At 70.3% G+C, this 1516-nt stretch carries 1 protein-coding gene; it reads left to right on the top strand.

From position 1 onward, the window contains the following. Position 1: 1 nt before the first annotated feature. Positions 2-1516: an acyl-CoA carboxylase subunit beta gene (locus ACIRFH_RS36620; protein WP_403530929.1), complete on the top strand. Its 1515-nt coding sequence runs from the start codon at positions 2-4 to the stop codon at positions 1514-1516.

The following is a 1516-nucleotide window of genomic DNA, read 5'->3' as shown; positions in this document are numbered from 1 at the left end:
GATCCGTGCCCGGGCGCTGGCCGGGCCGGGCGAGAAGGCTACGGCGGCGCAGCACGCCAAGGGCAAGCTGACGGCGCGGGAGCGGATCGAGCTGCTGGTGGACCCGGGGTCCTTCCGGGAGGTCGAGCAGCTGCGCCGGCACCGGGCGACCGGGTTCGGCCTGGAGGCCAGGAAGCCCTACACGGACGGTGTGATCACCGGCTGGGGCACGGTCGAGGGGCGGACGGTCTTCGTCTACGCGCACGACTTCCGGATCTTCGGCGGTGCGCTGGGCGAGGCCCACGCCACGAAGATCCACAAGATCATGGACATGGCCATCGCGGCCGGCGCCCCGCTGGTGTCGCTGAACGACGGCGCCGGCGCCCGCATCCAGGAGGGCGTCTCCGCCCTCGCGGGCTACGGCGGCATCTTCCAGCGCAACACCAGGGCGTCGGGCGTCATCCCGCAGATCAGCGTGATGCTCGGCCCGTGCGCGGGCGGCGCGGCCTACAGCCCGGCACTCACGGACTTCGTGTTCATGGTCCGCGACACCTCGCAGATGTTCATCACCGGCCCCGACGTGGTCAAGGCCGTCACCGGCGAGGAGATCACCCAGAACGGCCTGGGCGGCGCCGACGTGCACGCCGAGACCTCCGGTGTGTGCCACTTCGCCTACGACGACGAGGAGACGTGCATCGCCGAGGTGCGCTACCTCCTGACGCTGCTGCCGCAGAACAACCGCGAGAACCCGCCCCGCGTCGAGTCGGCCGACCCGGTGGACCGGCGCTCCGAGACGCTGCTGGACCTGGTCCCGGCGGACGGCAACCGCCCCTACGACATGGCGAAGGTGATCGAGGAGATCGTCGACGACGGCGAGTACCTCGAGGTCCACGAGCGCTGGGCCCGCAACATCATCTGCGCGCTGGCCCGGCTGGACGGCCAGGTCGTCGGCATCGTCGCCAACCAGCCGCAGACCCTCGCCGGCGTCCTGGACATCGAAGCCAGCGAGAAGGCCGCCCGCTTCGTCCAGATGTGCGACGCCTTCAACATCCCGATCCTGACCCTCCTCGACGTGCCGGGCTTCCTGCCCGGCGTCGACCAGGAGCACGGCGGCATCATCCGCCACGGCGCCAAGCTGCTCTACGCCTACTGCAACGCCACCGTGCCGCGGATCTCCCTGATCCTGCGCAAGGCCTACGGCGGCGCGTACATCGTCATGGACTCCCAGTCCATCGGCGCCGACCTCACCTACGCCTGGCCGACCAACGAGATCGCCGTGATGGGCGCCGAGGGCGCCGCCAACGTCATCTTCCGCCGGCAGATCGCCGAGGCCGAGGACCCCGAGGCCATGCGGCAGAAGATGGTCAAGGAGTACAAGGCCGAGCTGATGCACCCCTACTACGCGGCCGAGCGCGGCCTCGTCGACGACGTCATCGACCCCGCCGAGACCCGCGAGGTCCTCATCAGGTCCCTGGCGATGCTCCAGACCAAGCACGCCGACCTGCCCTCCCGCAAGCACGGCAACCCGCCGCAGTGA

The organism is Streptomyces sp. NPDC093586 (genome assembly GCF_044764905.1).
Lineage (GTDB): Bacteria > Actinomycetota > Actinomycetes > Streptomycetales > Streptomycetaceae > Streptomyces.
The sequence above is the reverse complement of the archived record's forward strand: the minus strand, read 5'-3'. Positions and strand labels throughout refer to the sequence as shown.